The 14,833-nt window shown below is 36.8% G+C and carries 25 protein-coding genes; all 25 read right to left on the reverse strand.

What is annotated here, in order from left to right; translation table 11 throughout:
* Positions 1–1,551 (reverse strand): phage tail tape measure protein, encoded by a 1,551-nt coding sequence (locus tag HZI73_RS22360; protein ID WP_212695570.1) that lies wholly within the window; start codon positions 1,549–1,551, stop codon positions 1–3.
* A gap of 3 nt (positions 1,552–1,554) precedes the next feature.
* Positions 1,555–1,767, reverse strand: coding sequence for a hypothetical protein (locus tag HZI73_RS22365; protein ID WP_212695571.1), 213 nt, complete (start codon positions 1,765–1,767; stop codon positions 1,555–1,557).
* An 83-nt stretch (positions 1,768–1,850) separates the two neighbouring features.
* Positions 1,851–2,171: a hypothetical protein gene (locus HZI73_RS22370; protein WP_212695572.1), complete on the reverse strand. Its 321-nt coding sequence runs from the start codon at positions 2,169–2,171 to the stop codon at positions 1,851–1,853.
* A 56-nt stretch (positions 2,172–2,227) separates the two neighbouring features.
* Positions 2,228–2,764, reverse strand: a complete 537-nt coding sequence (locus HZI73_RS22375) for a hypothetical protein (RefSeq protein WP_212695573.1) — start codon at positions 2,762–2,764, stop codon at positions 2,228–2,230.
* A gap of 4 nt (positions 2,765–2,768) precedes the next feature.
* Positions 2,769–3,134, reverse strand: a complete 366-nt coding sequence (locus tag HZI73_RS22380) for a hypothetical protein (RefSeq protein WP_212695574.1) — start codon at positions 3,132–3,134, stop codon at positions 2,769–2,771.
* Positions 3,127–3,579, reverse strand: coding sequence for an HK97-gp10 family putative phage morphogenesis protein (locus HZI73_RS22385; protein ID WP_212695575.1), 453 nt, complete (start codon positions 3,577–3,579; stop codon positions 3,127–3,129). Before HZI73_RS22385 ends, HZI73_RS22380 begins: the two co-directional genes overlap by 8 nt.
* Positions 3,572–3,874 carry a phage head closure protein gene (locus tag HZI73_RS22390; RefSeq protein ID WP_212695576.1) on the reverse strand — a complete coding sequence of 101 codons (303 nt, stop codon included), beginning with the start codon at positions 3,872–3,874 and terminating at the stop codon, positions 3,572–3,574. The genes HZI73_RS22385 and HZI73_RS22390 overlap by 8 nt, the downstream gene beginning before the upstream one ends.
* Positions 3,867–4,157 (reverse strand): head-tail connector protein, encoded by a 291-nt coding sequence (locus HZI73_RS22395; protein ID WP_212695577.1) that lies wholly within the window; start codon positions 4,155–4,157, stop codon positions 3,867–3,869. The genes HZI73_RS22390 and HZI73_RS22395 overlap by 8 nt, the downstream gene beginning before the upstream one ends.
* Complete coding sequence (locus tag HZI73_RS22400; RefSeq protein WP_212695578.1) at positions 4,158–4,469, reverse strand: hypothetical protein; 312 nt, start codon at positions 4,467–4,469, stop codon at positions 4,158–4,160.
* Between the two features lie 49 nt (positions 4,470–4,518).
* Positions 4,519–5,715: a phage major capsid protein gene (locus HZI73_RS22405; RefSeq protein WP_212695579.1), complete on the reverse strand. Its 1,197-nt coding sequence runs from the start codon at positions 5,713–5,715 to the stop codon at positions 4,519–4,521.
* Complete coding sequence (locus tag HZI73_RS22410; RefSeq protein ID WP_246552253.1) at positions 5,708–6,418, reverse strand: head maturation protease, ClpP-related; 711 nt, start codon at positions 6,416–6,418, stop codon at positions 5,708–5,710. The genes HZI73_RS22405 and HZI73_RS22410 overlap by 8 nt, the downstream gene beginning before the upstream one ends.
* Positions 6,408–7,583 (reverse strand): phage portal protein, encoded by a 1,176-nt coding sequence (locus HZI73_RS22415; RefSeq protein WP_212695580.1) that lies wholly within the window; start codon positions 7,581–7,583, stop codon positions 6,408–6,410. Before HZI73_RS22415 ends, HZI73_RS22410 begins: the two co-directional genes overlap by 11 nt.
* Before the next feature lie 12 nt (positions 7,584–7,595).
* Positions 7,596–9,254, reverse strand: a complete 1,659-nt coding sequence (locus HZI73_RS22420; RefSeq protein ID WP_212695581.1) for a terminase large subunit — start codon at positions 9,252–9,254, stop codon at positions 7,596–7,598.
* The gene (locus HZI73_RS22425; protein ID WP_212695582.1) at positions 9,251–9,622 is read right to left on the reverse strand and encodes a hypothetical protein; all 372 of its coding nucleotides are present in this window, start codon (positions 9,620–9,622) and stop codon (positions 9,251–9,253) included. Before HZI73_RS22425 ends, HZI73_RS22420 begins: the two co-directional genes overlap by 4 nt.
* Positions 9,623–9,709: 87 nt before the next feature.
* On the reverse strand, positions 9,710–10,021 hold the full coding sequence (locus HZI73_RS26895; protein WP_408648277.1) for an HNH endonuclease: 312 nt from the start codon (positions 10,019–10,021) through the stop codon (positions 9,710–9,712).
* Between the two features lie 3 nt (positions 10,022–10,024).
* Positions 10,025–10,183: a hypothetical protein gene (locus HZI73_RS22430; protein ID WP_212695583.1), complete on the reverse strand. Its 159-nt coding sequence runs from the start codon at positions 10,181–10,183 to the stop codon at positions 10,025–10,027.
* Between the two features lie 205 nt (positions 10,184–10,388).
* A complete protein-coding gene (locus tag HZI73_RS22435; protein ID WP_212698906.1) occupies positions 10,389–10,976 on the reverse strand; it encodes a tyrosine-type recombinase/integrase in 588 nt (195 codons plus the stop codon).
* 267 nt (positions 10,977–11,243) lie between these two features.
* Positions 11,244–11,663: a hypothetical protein gene (locus tag HZI73_RS22440; RefSeq protein ID WP_212695584.1), complete on the reverse strand. Its 420-nt coding sequence runs from the start codon at positions 11,661–11,663 to the stop codon at positions 11,244–11,246.
* A gap of 225 nt (positions 11,664–11,888) precedes the next feature.
* Positions 11,889–12,539, reverse strand: a complete 651-nt coding sequence (locus tag HZI73_RS22445) for a hypothetical protein (protein WP_212695585.1) — start codon at positions 12,537–12,539, stop codon at positions 11,889–11,891.
* Positions 12,536–12,730, reverse strand: coding sequence for a hypothetical protein (locus HZI73_RS22450; protein ID WP_212695586.1), 195 nt, complete (start codon positions 12,728–12,730; stop codon positions 12,536–12,538). The genes HZI73_RS22445 and HZI73_RS22450 overlap by 4 nt, the downstream gene beginning before the upstream one ends.
* Before the next feature lie 51 nt (positions 12,731–12,781).
* Positions 12,782–13,036: a hypothetical protein gene (locus HZI73_RS22455; protein WP_212695587.1), complete on the reverse strand. Its 255-nt coding sequence runs from the start codon at positions 13,034–13,036 to the stop codon at positions 12,782–12,784.
* Between the two features lie 48 nt (positions 13,037–13,084).
* Positions 13,085–13,318: a hypothetical protein gene (locus HZI73_RS22460; RefSeq protein ID WP_212695588.1), complete on the reverse strand. Its 234-nt coding sequence runs from the start codon at positions 13,316–13,318 to the stop codon at positions 13,085–13,087.
* A 30-nt stretch (positions 13,319–13,348) separates the two neighbouring features.
* Positions 13,349–13,711, reverse strand: a complete 363-nt coding sequence (locus HZI73_RS22465) for a hypothetical protein (protein WP_212695589.1) — start codon at positions 13,709–13,711, stop codon at positions 13,349–13,351.
* Positions 13,712–13,734: 23 nt separating this feature from the next.
* Positions 13,735–14,019, reverse strand: a complete 285-nt coding sequence (locus HZI73_RS22470; RefSeq protein WP_212695590.1) for a hypothetical protein — start codon at positions 14,017–14,019, stop codon at positions 13,735–13,737.
* Positions 14,020–14,059: 40 nt separating this feature from the next.
* Positions 14,060–14,803, reverse strand: coding sequence for a hypothetical protein (locus tag HZI73_RS22475; RefSeq protein ID WP_212695591.1), 744 nt, complete (start codon positions 14,801–14,803; stop codon positions 14,060–14,062).
* Positions 14,804–14,833: the final 30 nt, after the last annotated feature.

Consider the following 14,833-nt stretch of genomic DNA (forward strand, 5'->3'; position numbering starts at 1 on the left):
TTAATTTGCAAACTGTCTATTTGTTTGCTTTGCTTCATTCATCATTCGTGATAAATCCTCAACTTCTTTAATGTTTTTAGTGTCCAAACTTATGTTATATGTATCGTTGGATGAGGAACTATTGTTATAGTTATAGTTAGTCGATTTCTCTGGTTGATTTACCCATGACTTCCCTACCTTATCAGCCGAAAACCTTACTTCCCTAATCTCTCGGATGTTAAAGCCAAACTCTCCCCCACCTAACCAACTAGGTAATTTAAAACTAAAATTATTTAATAGCCTTATCACCCAATTAATGCCGTTGATGATCTTGTTTAGAATAAACTCTATCCCACTAAGCAGTCCGTCAAATATACCCCTTACCACATCAGCCATGCCATGGAAAATACCCACGACAAAATCATTTATGGTGGTGTAGATTTTTTTAATGCCCTGCCAAAAACTATTTAATTTCTTAATAATCCAGTCCCAGTTTTGCCATAGTGCTACACCTACAGCAATGAGTGCTACTATAGCCACAATAACTAAGCCTATGGGATTCGCTAACATTGCAGCATTTAAACCGCTTTGAGCTAGTGTTTGCGCGAATGTACTTGCTGTCCACATCTTCATCAAAGCGTTGATTACAGATAGAACCTTGAAGCCTATAAGCAGACCTACTGCTGCGGTAATTATGGGCAGTAGCCAATTGAAGTTGTCCGTAACAAATAGAATAATGTTACCAAAGGCCTTAAACAACCCCACAATTATAGTTACAGCCTTCTCTAGTACTCGTGATATTTCGGGTGATTTTTTTATAATAGTTTCTAGCAGCTCATTAATCTTAGGCATAAGATTAGCACCGATTTGTGTTTTTACAGCACTCATGCTACGCTTAAACTTATCCATTGTATCGGTAAATTTAACACCAGCGTCAATTGTATCATCACTCATAACAAGTCCTAGTTCTTGGGCCTCTTTCTTCAATGCTTCAACACTTTCAGCTGTCCCGTTAAGGAGCGGTAACAACTCTTGTCCGCTTCTTGCAAATAAATCCTGTGCCAAGGATGCCTTTTCCATGCCATCAGGCATTTTTTGTAAAGCTGTAACTACCTCATTAAAGACTTGTTCTTGTGTTTTAACGGCTCCCGTAGTATCTCTTACGTTCACCCTTAATTTACTAAAAGCTTCAGCACCCTTTCCAGTATTATTAATGGCATCACCCATACGCTGAGTTAATGTCTTCATGCCGCCTTGTAGTGATTCAATGCTTACGCCAGCTTGACTTAATACAAAATCCCACTCTTGAAAACCTTCTCTGGATAGCCCTAAACGTTGGCTGAGTTTATCTATTCGGTCTGTTGCTTCGGCAGAGGATGTGGCGAGTTTTAATAATGCTCCCCCAGCTGCGGCCATTCCTGTAGCAATAACCGTTCCGGCTTTTAATGCCTTTTTCCCCATGTCTGATATTCTCTCACCTGTGGTTTTAGCTCTTTTGTCTATGTTGCTAAGGCTTTTATTGACTTCTTCATCTTTCAAGAATACGCTGCCAAACAGCCTGAATATTTCCATTGTCTACTCACCGCCTTTGTGCCTTTCTTTTACCTTTTCCGCCATCTGTATTAGCTTTTGTGAGGATATGTTGTTGTCATCTGTGGGCTTGTTTCGTGCTTCTTTAAGTACATCTTCAAAACTGATGTAATTTTCTTCTGTCATAGTGGCATATAACACCAGGTACATTTCCCACACTTGACGTTCTTGGTCTCTTTCGTTTGCCTCTGTCAACAACCTACTGATATGGCGAATGTTTAGCCTTTTGATATGTTCATTCCCGTAATTGCTATACAACAAATGTATACTTTTGGTATACCCTATTGCATAGCATCTTTGAAAAAATCAAGCAATGCCTTGTTGTTCAGAATTTCCTTAAAGGCTTGTATGGTAACAAAGAAATCTTCCTTCGCTATTTCCTCCACGTTCTTCTCTTGAACAATAGCAAGTAAGTGATATACTTCTTCTTTTATCAAGCCTACGTTTTTGATGATATACATCATTAAGGCAATGCCCTTTTCTTTTTCACCCTTCATTTTCTGTAAGGCTTTGTTATTAACAAATTTTTTAATATTTAATTTTTCATAGGCTTCTACAGCAAACGGCAGCATATCAAATACTTTGTCGTTGGTTAGCGTCATGATTTATTCCTCCTTCTTTTTTTTACATGAACAAGATACCCTTGTAGGGTATCTTGTCACGTGGTAACTTCCTCCATTTTGTAGATTGATACTGTGCTGTCTGTTGGCTCTCGATGAGAATAAAAAACTAATTCCACAACAACCTCATCTTTATCCGTTGTTGCCATTGTCAGGCCTCCATCGTGTAAGGCATTATACAATGTTATCACTTTATTGTTTCCTGCCATATTGGGAACGACTAACGTGATAGAGGGTATATAGTCCGCATCAAGTATCTTTCCGCCGCCATTGGTAATTGCTTTTGTTGTGCTATCCAGATCAGCACCAGGTAAAGCTAATTTGAGGTTTTCTTGGGTTAATCCCATCAGCCTAACCTTCAAACTTGCATCCTCTGTTACTATCCGCCTCATGCCCTTAGTCTTTCCTCTTTGCCCATCTACTGACACCTCTTTAAAGGTTTGTTCCACTTTAAACTCGTTCCCTCCTCTAGTTGGTGCCAGTATTTTCTCGCCGATTCCCTTATAATCAATGTAAACTACGCCAGCATCCAAAACAACACTGGCTATTTGCTCAGTCGTTAATATCCCGGCCATTTTATCACTCCTTTATGTAATAGATTAAATCTGTGGTTATCCTTCTTCTCCTTATCTCCTTCTTTGGATCCGCCACGTTGTTCCTTGTATTCGTGTAGGCCCTAAATTGTATCAGCTCATCTGTATAGACATACTTTTTTAGGGTGTTTTCTATGATGTCCGCCTTTTCTTCTATCAGATTAGAATTACCTTTGTCCCATAGATTGATTTCTAGGGTATAATTCCTCGTGTTTTCTGCTGGTATGCTATCCAGTGAGAACACAATATAGGGGGGTTTTGCGTCACTGGCTTGCTCGTGGTAGCATGCAAGCCCTGTTATTGAAGAAAGTAGGGAAATGATACAGTCTCTTAAATGCAGTGTTTTAGCCATTTTCATCCCCCTGATATTCGTTGTCATCAATCAGCCCTAGAGCTTTGTTTTCATCTTCTACAGCCGACAAATACTGCCCGTGGATTCTTCTGATATCTTCTATATTGTCGTTTACAGCGTTTTGCATCATGGCATGCTTGGGGTGTTCACTGCTCCCAAGTTCATAGAACCCTGCATAAAACCCCCTAGGCTTATACCCAACTTGTAGGTTCGGGATTTTTTGTTTTCGCCTAACCCAATATTGGGTGTTCTTTTTCATGACTCCTAACCGCCTCTTTATGCCTGCTTTATCCATGTTCTGCTTTGTTCTCTTTGTAATGAGCTTGCCAGAATCCCTCATGGCTGCTCTGGCCAATTCGTGAAGGGTGTATTGTACCCTGTTGATATTGCTGGTGTATTCCACGCCATCTTTCTTTATTTTTACTGCGGTTGGTAATCTAGCCACTGTCCACACCCCTTTCCAAAACAAGCTCAATCTTTTCATTTTTTACCTTATAGAACCGAATAATGGTGTATTCTTCGTTCTTATACCGAATGTATTTTTCTTTGTTGTGGTCAAATTGGCTTGTGACAAGTACGATTTCAGGTTTAAACCCTGTTGCTTGCGCTTGGTAGAATTCACTGTATTTTACTGATTTTTCATTGCAGTAGATGAGCTTGTTATACATAATGCTTTTAACTTTTTCGCCATGTTCCATTGATTCTATAACGGTTCCTAGATATGCTATGTCACTAAACAACGCTATCCCCCCTAAATTCTGCAATAAGACTCATGTGCTGCTTAAGCAGGTCATAGCTACGTTGGTATTTTTCACTCTCTGTATTTTCCAATCCTAAGTTGGCTTTACAGTAGGTTTTTACGGCTTGCTTCACTAACGCATATTCCTCTTTTTTTTCATCTGGAATAACGATACCTGAGCTTTTTAAATCCATCAAGCAAGCGTCTATAACATCCTGTATGTCGGAGTCAATGGCAGTATGTGAGATTCTTAGGGCTAACTTGACGTCATCGATTAAGGCCATTTACTCACCTGCTTCACAAAGAAAGGGCATCAGTACGATTTTAACGCCTGATTCTTTTTGTTCATGCCTTAATATACCTGAAACAATGGCGTGTTGAGTAATGGTTAATGGTCTAACAGGTCGCCATATAATCACTTGATTAACTTCTGCTATTTTTTCAACTTCAATATTATTAATTTTCTTGAGGGTTTCTTGTTGAGTTTCCTCTTGATGTTCTTGTTCTTCTCCGCTGTCTTTTGCTCCTTCAACTATTTCGTTTTTGGTTTCTTCTAAATCATTGTTATTCGATTTATTAGAACTTTTTTTAGACATATCATTCATTCCTTTCGTTGAAAAAAGGGAGTAAAAACTCCCTTAATGATTAAACTCCCTTTTTGACGATAATTACACCATTAGGGTCTAATATCTTACCATCAGCAATTAGAATAGCTTTGTCCACCCATTGATTGGTGTCATGATCGAGCCATCTATACATGGTCATTTGCATGTTGGAGTTGATGTCGTAGTCGCTTAGCTTGCAGAATACTGTCACGATATCATTTGTAGCCGCTGATTCATACGGAGTTATAACATCATCTTCCACTAACACCACTTCTCTACCACCAAATCTTTCCTGTGGACCATTGGAGATGCCATAATTGATTCTTCCAATGGGTTGACCATTAGCATCTACCATGCCATCTATGTACCCCTCAAATGTTCCCGCTGCCATAATGAATGAACCTCCTGCTCTATAGGCAAGTGGAATCTTTGCAAAGACTTTTTTCTTCCATCCTTCCCATGTGACAAAGTCAGCGGCTGATAGTGTGATAATGTTCCCTGCTGGTATTCTCGTATCAACTGTAATACCTTTAGGTTGTCCTGTACCAGTACCTTTAATAATTGCTATATCTAAAGCTTTTATCATAGCTTCCACGATGAGTTGTGTAATGGTTGTTTCAAATATTGATAAAGTGGTAATGTCAGCAAGTAAGGATATAGCAACTTTACATTCTAGACCATGGTAGCTAAATGAAACTTTGGTATTCGCTTCCACTTTTTGTCTATCGGATGTTGAACTTTCTCCTATCCAGTTAGCCGCTGGCTTCAAAGTAAGTATAGGTACTTCCACGCCACCTTTAATGTTTGATTTTCTAACTCTGTTGAATATATGTCCATAGGATTCCATCTTTTTGATGATTTCTTCCATGATGGTTGTAGGCACTAAGGCACCTGCATCGGTTGTACTGGTATAGGTGTCTGCGTTTTGGAACTTGTCATCCATAATACCTGTCTTACAGTAGTTCATGAATGCTACTCTATATTCTTTGCTGTTGTATACATCCTCATAGTCGGGTACTTGATTGTCTAGGTTACCCTCTGGTTTCATAGCTGCTTTTGCACCATCTTTTAAGGCATTCATATTGGCTTGTGCCTTTGCTATCTTATCAAACTGGTTATCAAGTGCTTCAATCTCTGCTTTTTTCTCATTGAACTTCTCAACATCACCTTCATTCAATAAGTTTTCTGCCTCTGTTAGTAGTGCATTTCTCTTTTGTAGATACTCTTTCTTATTCATGGACCATGTCCCCTTTCAATTTTAATAGATTTAATTTTGCCTGACATATGTCAATGTCTGTGTTGTCTTTCTTGATCTTAACCCCATCGTTTGACGGTTGTTTAATCACATTTCTGATTTTATTGACCACTTCCATTGGCAACATGAAACTATTGTTTACATTGGTACATGCTACTAACTGATTGCCATCGTCAAACATGATTTCATTTACAAACTCTAATTCTTTTGCTTGTTGTGCGTTTAACCATGTTTCTTTATCCATTAAGTCAAGCAGTTCTTCCTGAGACATACCTGTTTTTAACATGTAAGCATTAGCAATGGATTTGTTATAATTTCTTATCACATCAGCTTCATGTTGCAGGTCTCTATAATCCCCTCTTGCAATAGATGATACGTTGTGAATCATAATCTGAGCTGTTGGTGAGATTTGTACACTATCTCCTGCCATAGCAATAACACTCGCTGCGCTTGCTGCTATACCAACAATTTTAACTGTAATGTTGCCTTTATAATCTTTTAATGCTGTATAGATTTCTGATCCAGCGTATACAGAACCACCGCCGCTATTTATTTCTACTTCTAAATCCTCGCCATTAGCTTCATCAATGACAAGACCCACATCATTAGGGCTAGTAGCTTCCATATCGAACCATTCATAAATCCATTTTTGATCATTGGCAACTATGACTCCTTTAATCTTCACTTTCGCTATTTTCCTCACCTCCTTCCGTAACTACAGCAGTATCAAGTCTTCTTACTGGCTTGTCACCGTTTTCTATAGGTCCCATATTCATCACATATCGCCATTCGTTGGGTGTCATTGCTCCTCTATCCACCATCTGTAAAAGATTTAACTTTGTGGACATAGAAGCATATTGCAAGCTTGAAGCTTCAAAAATAATTTTGTTGCCAAACCCTCGTTCCTTCCTGGTAAATAGGCGTCTGGAATATTCACCACTCATTTGTGTTGCTATTGGTTCAATAACAGCTTCATAGTAAGCATTCCACTCGTCCTCGGTATATTTTGACTGTACAATCTTCTCATTGGTGTTAAAGAAGTTATATATACGTGCTGTGGTTCTATCCATTTGAGCTGCATTTGGTACATATGATTCAGGTTTTACCTGTTCAATGTCATACTTTGCGTCTGCTGCTGCTGCTCCACCCGTTTCACTATCAATTGATAAGTAATTATCAACGAAATTTTTGACATTCTCTTTAATATCATCAGGTTTCAAAACTTGCTTGAACTTTAACAGCCATTTAATCACATTACTGCTTTTAATTGCCTTAACAATGCCTTGGTCTGTTGCAGTAACGACTTCCATCAAGGATGTTAATACTTTTGATGGACTGTCACCAAAAATATCATTTTCATTAAAATCCTGCCTTAAGTGAATGATGTCTGAGTAAGCAAATGTTTTCGTTTTGCCATTAATCAGTGTAAACTTTAACAGCATTTCCCCGTTCTTGTTATAAATGACTTCTACGCCTGTTGGTGTAATAGGGTATAGCTGGTATGGGTATCCAAAGTCATCTCTCACAATTAGAATAAACGCATTGTTATTAAGTGCTAATTGTGTTGCAACTTTTTCTTGTAGCATTTGCCCTGTCATATGTGGATTGGGTTCTTCCAATAAAAAACGCATATACGGTTCAGGGTTTATTTTTATTCCCTCTTTAGCATTTCGTATATGCTTTGCTAATAACTTCCCAACGGCTCTTGATTGTGGTCTAATGCACGAACGGATAATGTCAGATTGATATAAATTGCCATTCCATGAATAAAACCCATTACCACGCTCGGTTATGAGTTCAAATTTATACCCTGTATCTTCAATTTTTGCTTTTTTGCTAAACCATCCCAATACATCACCTCCTTAAATCATATTTAGGTAATCTTGCTCTTTATCTAATAAGACGACATAGCCAATTATCAATGACACACAACCATCGATTCTTTTTCGACTGTCTTGCCCTTTGATGGGTTGAATCCCCCCATTGATATCCGTTCTTATTTCAGTATTAGAAAAGCACCATTTGTCAATTGGATTATTGTTATAAACAATACGGTTGGCAATCATATCGGCCTTTAACTCTTTCATGGGAAAGGATAAAGTCTTAACACCTTGTCTTACAGGTATCATGGCCGCTTTTCCAAATTCATTTTCATAGCTCATCCTTAAGCTATCGTCAACGTGCCATGGATCATAACCAATCCAAGGTAAATATATGTCATGCTCATTCCTTAATTCTTTAAACCACTCCAACATATGATATTTGTCAACCTTATTACCTTCACATATTTTTATAAGCCCTTGTTTTTCCCATAACTTATAGGGTACTTGGTCCTCATCGTTTCTTTCGTCTTCCTCATTAACTTTTGTACGAGGAATGAAATACATTTGCATCACATAAATAGTATCATCATCAGGACGCATGCATATTACTTTTGCAGATGCTAGGTCCGTGGTTTCTGCTAAATCAAAACAGCCTATACCATATTTGAAGCCCATTTCGCTTAGGTTAAAGGTTTTTTCATTATTAAGCTCATCCCATCTTAACCATGCGCTGGCAGAATTTTCGACCATGTTGAAGTCTTTTACCATGACGGTAGCTTTAAACGCTAGATCACCTTTTGCTTTTTTAACGCAATCCCTAAGAAAGCCAACCTTCTTGATAACACCTAGACCTGGATTAGCTTTTATCCAGCAACCTTCTTGATCCCATTCGTCCCTGTCATCTAGTTCATAAATAAATGGTATGAATCGATCATCTTTAATTTTTCCGTCAAGCACTTTACAAGCATACTCGTACTGAGAATCAAAAATAGAGTTCCTTACGAACCCATTTGTTGTAATGCAATTTAATAATGGTTGTCTTCTGCTTCCCATGGACTGTTTCATTAAATCGTATATATCTCTGTTTTTTATGGCTGCCAATTCATCGATGGTAACCATATGACTATTAAGTCCATCTAGTCCATTGGAATTACTTGCCAGTGCTTGTATAAATCCATAGTTAGCATGAAAGTATATATCGGACTTTCTTTTTTTTAGATGTTTGTTAAGGTCCGGTGATTGTTGGACCATTTTATAACATTCGTTAAAACCCTTCTTTGCTTGGTCTAGCTTTGTAGCAATATTATAAACTTCGGGGGAACCTTCTCCATCACCAACAAGCATGTACAACTCATCTGATGCTAACTCTGTTGTCTTTCCATTCTTTCGTCCTCTAATATCTAGTACTTCCTGATATTGTCGAAGATTTGTTTTTTCATCTACAAAGCCCCACACTGCTTGGTGCTTGGCTTTTTGAAACAACATCAATTCAAGACTGGCTCCTAATTGTCCTTGGGCTTGTTTGCAAAAGGATTCGATAAACTCTATAGGTCTGTTGGCTAATTCTAAATCAAATACCCAATTGTCTTTTCTGTTATACAGTTTATCCATCAATATGGTATATACCTGTTTGATTCTTTTACAAGCAACGATGTTCCCAGCCATTATTTCGTTGTAGTATTCCTCTATGAAAGTCATTTTTTAATCTGCCCCCTCTTAATGAACTCCATAAGAGCATCTGTTTCCTCTTTTTTAAGTTCTGGAGGCAATAGATCAATAAGTTGCTTCATGACAGCGGAATATTGTTTTAAAAAGGTTACGTATGTCCTAACCTGGGGATGTTCTCTCTTAAATTCCTGCTTTCCTTGCTTGAATATTTCCGAAAGCCCCTCTTTGATGAGGTCCACTCTTAACTCTTCTATGGATACTTTCATAAAGGCTGACTCATTTATTAATCCTTCAAGGACCTTGACCTTTTCTTTTGGAAAATCCTTGTACAATTTCTTAATTTTGTTTTTTTCTTTGGTAATTGCTTTTTCTTTTTCTAATTGTTCGGATATCGTCATTTTTTTACCCCCTCTCTTTTTGGGATTTTGGTGTGGAGGAAAATTAAAGTTCCCCCTCGGTCTTAAAGATTTACAATTATTGGGTTTTTAATGGGGGGGTATAGGGACCAGCTCACCTTTGTCATTGAATATATATCCATCCTTTGTCGACTGTGTTTTCTTTCTTCCGAAGTTATGTTCGTGGTCATGGCACTTCTTACAAAGGTACTCTAGGTTTTCCCATCCCAACGTCACATACGGATCGTTTATGTTGTTTGGTGTAAGATGTGTTTTATGGTGAAGGATGTAACCAACATCGTGACACCTTTCACATAGCCCGTGACACGATTGAATGTAAGCCACCCTACATTCTTCCCACGCTTTGCTATTATAAAATGCCTTAGCCCATTCTTTAGCCATGATTTATTTACCAGCCAAAGGATGGTTTGTTAGATATGTTACGATATTAACTATAACTTTACTTAGCTCCAAGGCTCCTATGCAATCATTTCTATCTACACATTTTTCTTGTAGCCGTTGTAATGTGTCTATTTGTTTCTCTAATACTTCTTTGTTAGACATGGTTTTAATCACTCCTTTTTCTTAATAAAAAATCCGAACATTAATAGCTTTATTCTGCCTTAATGTACGGGTTTTACCTGTTTGAATGTTCTATTTCCCTAGCAAACCAAACATTCGTTTTATTTTTTAACTACTTCTATATGTCCTTGATTTTTACAATTGAATGTACACCATCCCAAAAATAAAACATTGATACCCTAAAAAATTAAAGAACTATCATGTCATTCAGTGTATCTGAGTACTTGGCATATAGTTCCCTATCTAATCCGATGTAACGCTTTGTTTCTTCTATGGATGAATGTCCCAACATTTCTTTTACGACCATAATGTCATAATCGCTGTTCACATAAATCCGATATGCATATGTTTTTCGCATGCTATGGGCTGTTATGTTCTTAAGTCCAAAATATAAGCCTGCATCCCGTAATATGCGACTTACTTGTGACACCTGTATTGGTTCCATACCCTTCCTTGACTTAAACATATAATCGTAACTATTCTTGTTGTTGATATATGTCCTTAGTATCTGGTCTAGCTTTCTAGGTATATTCACCTCTCTAGGCTTGATATTTTGCTCTCTTATGTTGTAGGCATTTCTTTTTTTACCTTCAAGGATTTCAAAGTAACCCATCCTTAAGGCACGCTTGACATCCCTAACCTTTAACTGGATTAAGTCCCCAGCTCTATAGCCTGTACTAATGCCTAGTACAAAAAGAACATGATTCCTTTCCCCGTTCTCTCCATTGGCTTTAAGATATTCTTGAACATCATGTACATGCTTAATGTCCTTTATGGGATTTGCTGGTCTTTTTTTTTATGATATACTGCCATTAACTTCACCTCCTTCATGTGCAACCATCCCCTTTCAATTTGTAATCGTTTCTTCGATACACCTTGTCACCCACCCACTTGACATACACTTGATGTATTCATTCCCACATTGACCATTAACAAAAGCTCCCTTGGTTCAAATAACCAAAAGAGCTTTTTTGAGGAGGATTTAGATATACTATTAACTAATATCATATTAACACAGATTTAACGGACAAAACGGACAACTTTATATTGCTTCAAAAAACCTTTTGACTTTCTTCCTTGCTGTATCTCCATTAGGGAATCTATATACCTGTCTAGCTACACTATTCCACTCTAAGCCTTCAACGTATCTTAATGTTACTATCTGTCTTACAACGCTATCATCCAATGAGTCAATAAATGTTTCTACTTTCTCCATTTCATTTATCAGCTTTGCTTTGCGCTTGTTAAGTCTCTCTTTGATTCTATTGATCTTGTCTATCTTGATAGCATCAACACCCACTATGCGAACAGTATGTTGTATGTATGGAAAATGCTTTGATGATGCTTTGACTGTGTCGGCAACACAATCGCTTACGTCCTGTTCTAACTTCTGTATTCTACGCTCAAGCATCTTTATTTCATTTGCTTGATTTCTGAATTGTTCTAGTTGTTTTAGTTTCATCCCATACACCCCTCTTTCCTTATGTACTATAATGGTTTCACATCCTTACTAAATAGTTCTTTACCCTTGATTTATAACTTGTATCTGCTTTTCTTAGGTATTGGTAATATAAGCATCAATCTATACCTAATAACCTCATGCCATTTTAAATCTTGCATAAACATAACTTTAAAATATATATTTGTTGGTTTCTCCATGATAGCGGTATGTATTATGTTATACATGTCATTTAACCTCTCTTTCTACTCGTTCAAACTCTATTACCCATACCCATGGGTTTTCGTTCCAATTCTTATAAATAGAATCCCATGTTTTCTCAAACTCTTTCTTGGCATATTCAGCGAACTTATTATCAGGTGCATTCTTTAATATATTTCCTGCGTCAATACCCTCAAGTACACATTCATGAGCCGTGATATCCTGCAACCTCTCAACTCTAACATTTGTAACCTTTAGGAAAATTCTAGCCACTTGTTTTGGCATATGTATAGATGGTATCCAGTTTCCGTCATAGAATTCACTGGGATTATTGGGATTGTCTTCATCTGATTTATACCCATAAAATTCTTTTAAGTAACATTTATTGCCTTGACCTACCATTTTTTGATACTTCTTCCATGTTTCTCTGACATAAAGAATGTCATTTTCAAAACATGGTATCTTGATGTACCTTTCAATTTCAGCATCTACTATATTTCCAAAGCTTCCAAACCCAAAAGCAGCTGCATTTTTATGTGTTCTATCAGTACTTTCAACTATTTGCCCTAAAAAATCCATTCTGTTGACACCTTTTATAACTCTTCTGGTCTGCGTTTTCCTACCTTCAAGGATTGCTTTTACCATATCTGTGTTAAACAATATAGGTCGTTCTTTCATTCTTCATCCTCACTTTCTACCAACATCGGGTTCAGTACTCTTACACCGTTGCAGTATTTCTTGATTGCTTCTCCCATGCTCCACTTAGTAGAACATTTTTTTATCCCTCTACTATGCAACCATTCTTTCAACTCTTGAAATCTATCTGACCTTAAAGTGCATTTGTTTATTTCTTTGTTGTATCTAGTCATTTTGTAACCTCCAAATCTTTAATCATGACTAAACCAAGCTTTTCCCTTGACTCATACTTTATCTGGCTCGTTCCATTGTTCACCGCAAAATGGACAGAATGAGCAGTGATAATACAATTCTTTCTTTGCCTTGTTTCCCTTAGAATTAATGCCATTTATAACCACAGGTATGTTTAATGGTGATACAAACGGAAACTCTGTTGTATGTTTAAACATAGGGCTTATTTCTTTCCAGTTTTTCGTCCCTTTTAGTAATTCTTGATTATTTTTCATTTTTTCAATACGCTTTTTTATGCACTCACACATTTAAATACCTCCATTCTTATTAGTCAATACTAAACACAATATTTCTGACTACTCTTTCAAATAGTCTGGTATCTGATCAAATTTATCTTTGATTAATACGTTAGCAACATTAAGTGCGTATTCTTTTTCCATATTAGCAATGACATTTTTCGCTTTTCTGTGTTCTTCATTATTTGTCGAATTATAGGTCAATGACCTAAGCTTATAGATTACTAAGGCTTGATGTGGCTCACCAACGGTATCTATGATTGCTCTAGCTCGTTGTAAACTTGTTATGTCCATGCTCTTTATCCTCCTTCGCAAAATTAACTATCATCCCTGAATTCTCTCTACATTCTCCACACTATAGAAATTAACTTCATGTTTATATTTGGTTAACCATTCACTAAGTACATCATTTAATTGTTCTTCCAATTCCTCTTCTTGTTCTTTGGTTACGTCTTCAAGATACGATTCACCATATTCGCCACCAACGTCACAAGCTTCGCATTGTAACCTTTCTATTACGTCATCAGCGTCTATATGTGGTGCAAAATCATCAACGCATTTCCCAATATATATAGTGTCGTATTCTAATGCTTTACCTTCTTGTATAGCTTCTTCTTTGGTGTCAAAAGCTGCATCAAAATGTTCTTTATCTCCACTTACACACCATTTATTATCAAATTTGCTCATCTTATCATCCTCCCTATACAAAATTAATTATTTGTCTTTAGCTGAAAATAATCTATAAAATCCTTTTGACTATAGGCTATTATCTCGCTGTCCAGTACTGGATCATATTTATTCCTTGTCATCATGTATCGAGGTCTACCACTTGATTTATGATAGATAAAAAAGGATATGCTGTCTTTTGAAACAGTATATATGTCATATGTAAAAGTTCCATCATTGTACCAACCTTTTTTACCACTCCATGTCTGACTTTCTTTGTATCTAATGGTATGCCCTAATTGTTCAAGATACTTAACTATTCTCGTCAATTTTTCACCTCTATTCCCCTAGACAAAGTCAATCTTTTATCTAGCTGAATGATGCTTCTGGCACTGCTTCTGGTTGAACCTCATCATTATCGCATTCCATATCAATTTCCAATTTCGTATACGCTTGATTCAATTTCATCATTAGTATCTCAAAACTATTTAAGTGTCTTAATGTTTTAATGTTTGGAGCAGTATTGTAATCAATTGTCCATCCACCTTTTCTAAATTCTGAGAATCTATGTAGCTTGATGGTAAAGTTCATTTCTTCGTCTTGGTCGCACTCAAACACCAATGTAGCATGCTCAAAAGAACTCCAATTTCTATCAGTGTCGTACTCAATATCGAATGAAACGTCTACCATCTCATAACTTACATCATCATCATAATCTACTCCCAGGTCATCAGTATTCACATTGTTAGCAACAAAGTCCTTCCACTTTTCCCATAGACTAGACATTTTAATTGTTTTATCTTCACTACCTGTCATTAGGTCTTTGAAGTTGGTTAGTAGTTTCTTATTGTCAAGTGCTGAATTCTTTAGTACCTCGACCAATACGTTATCTAATTTTGCTATGTAATTCGAGTAATCATATGATTCAAGGTATGGCACCATTACCGATTTAACTTTTTCTTCAATGGTTTTAGTTACATCTCCATATGATCTGAATAAATTGTCTAATGCATTGACAACACCTTTTTCAAGTTGTTCTGATACCAATTGTTCTATTGTTCCATCCTCTAACTTCTTAGTGATTACGTCCTTAATACTATTTTCTAAATTCATCTTTCATCCTCCTAAGTTTTTTATTTTACA

This window comes from Vallitalea pronyensis, from assembly GCF_018141445.1.
In the GTDB taxonomy this organism is placed as follows: Bacteria; Bacillota; Clostridia; order Lachnospirales; family Vallitaleaceae; genus Vallitalea; species Vallitalea pronyensis.

What these genes read in the sequence shown, in the direction of transcription:
- HZI73_RS22360 (WP_212695570.1), bottom strand. Translation starts at nt 1,551, where the DNA reads ATGGAAATATTCAGGCTGTTTGGCAGCGTATTCTTGAAAGATGAAGAA.
- HZI73_RS22370 (WP_212695572.1), bottom strand. Translation starts at nt 2,171, where the DNA reads ATGACGCTAACCAACGACAAAGTATTTGATATGCTGCCGTTTGCTGTA.
- HZI73_RS22375 (WP_212695573.1), bottom strand. Translation starts at nt 2,764, where the DNA reads ATGGCCGGGATATTAACGACTGAGCAAATAGCCAGTGTTGTTTTGGAT.
- HZI73_RS22380 (WP_212695574.1), bottom strand. Translation starts at nt 3,134, where the DNA reads ATGGCTAAAACACTGCATTTAAGAGACTGTATCATTTCCCTACTTTCT.
- HZI73_RS22395 (WP_212695577.1), bottom strand. Translation starts at nt 4,157, where the DNA reads ATGGCCTTAATCGATGACGTCAAGTTAGCCCTAAGAATCTCACATACT.
- HZI73_RS22400 (WP_212695578.1), bottom strand. Translation starts at nt 4,469, where the DNA reads ATGTCTAAAAAAAGTTCTAATAAATCGAATAACAATGATTTAGAAGAA.
- HZI73_RS22405 (WP_212695579.1), bottom strand. Translation starts at nt 5,715, where the DNA reads ATGAATAAGAAAGAGTATCTACAAAAGAGAAATGCACTACTAACAGAG.
- HZI73_RS22420 (WP_212695581.1), bottom strand. Translation starts at nt 9,254, where the DNA reads ATGACTTTCATAGAGGAATACTACAACGAAATAATGGCTGGGAACATC.
- HZI73_RS22425 (WP_212695582.1), bottom strand. Translation starts at nt 9,622, where the DNA reads ATGACGATATCCGAACAATTAGAAAAAGAAAAAGCAATTACCAAAGAA.
- HZI73_RS26895 (WP_408648277.1), bottom strand. Translation starts at nt 10,021, where the DNA reads ATGGCTAAAGAATGGGCTAAGGCATTTTATAATAGCAAAGCGTGGGAA.
- HZI73_RS22430 (WP_212695583.1), bottom strand. Translation starts at nt 10,183, where the DNA reads ATGTCTAACAAAGAAGTATTAGAGAAACAAATAGACACATTACAACGG.
- HZI73_RS22440 (WP_212695584.1), bottom strand. Translation starts at nt 11,663, where the DNA reads ATGAAACTAAAACAACTAGAACAATTCAGAAATCAAGCAAATGAAATA.
- HZI73_RS22445 (WP_212695585.1), bottom strand. Translation starts at nt 12,539, where the DNA reads ATGAAAGAACGACCTATATTGTTTAACACAGATATGGTAAAAGCAATC.
- HZI73_RS22450 (WP_212695586.1), bottom strand. Translation starts at nt 12,730, where the DNA reads ATGACTAGATACAACAAAGAAATAAACAAATGCACTTTAAGGTCAGAT.
- HZI73_RS22455 (WP_212695587.1), bottom strand. Translation starts at nt 13,036, where the DNA reads ATGTGTGAGTGCATAAAAAAGCGTATTGAAAAAATGAAAAATAATCAA.
- HZI73_RS22460 (WP_212695588.1), bottom strand. Translation starts at nt 13,318, where the DNA reads ATGGACATAACAAGTTTACAACGAGCTAGAGCAATCATAGATACCGTT.
- HZI73_RS22465 (WP_212695589.1), bottom strand. Translation starts at nt 13,711, where the DNA reads ATGAGCAAATTTGATAATAAATGGTGTGTAAGTGGAGATAAAGAACAT.
- HZI73_RS22475 (WP_212695591.1), bottom strand. Translation starts at nt 14,803, where the DNA reads ATGAATTTAGAAAATAGTATTAAGGACGTAATCACTAAGAAGTTAGAG.